Origin of the sequence: Thermococcus sp. M36 (genome assembly GCF_012027355.1) — an archaeon.
In the GTDB taxonomy this organism is placed as follows: domain Archaea; phylum Methanobacteriota_B; class Thermococci; order Thermococcales; family Thermococcaceae; genus Thermococcus.
The window spans coordinates 1-396 of the sequence record NZ_SNUH01000327.1 but is presented as its reverse complement, the minus strand read 5'-3'; the positions used below and the strand labels follow the sequence as shown (position 1 = coordinate 396).

At 33.8% G+C, this 396-nt stretch carries 1 protein-coding gene; it reads right to left on the bottom strand.

All coding sequences use genetic code 11. From position 1 onward, the window contains the following. On the bottom strand, positions 1-169 hold a 169-nt coding region (locus E3E36_RS14125), incomplete at its 3' end, for a hypothetical protein (RefSeq protein ID WP_206203738.1). Positions 170-396 lie beyond the last annotated feature (227 nt).

The window sequence follows — 396 nt, the reverse complement described above, 5'->3', positions numbered from 1 at the left end:
CAACCTGAGTACTTAAACGTGTACGCAAACTGGGGTTTAAAAATAATAAGCCAATTCTTTTGTTGGCACCCAAATGCTTATCTGCAAAAGGGTTTGCTTTATACATTAACGCTTTTTCAACTAGTGCATTAATATTTGTTACATCGTTTACAGAAATAAATTGTTTCATACCCCTATCCCCTGAAGGGGAATTTTAATTTTTATAAAAGTTGTTAAAATCTTTGTACTTCTATGAACATTTGTTGTGTCACTCACTTGTACGTTCCATTCTTTATTGAGCAATTTTCTCCAACTCCCCTTTAGGGGTTGGGGGTTTCAATTCAACAATAGCTTCGTTTAATGCTTCTAAAAATTCATCAACCTGTTTTCTGCTAACAGCTAATGATGGTAATAAAC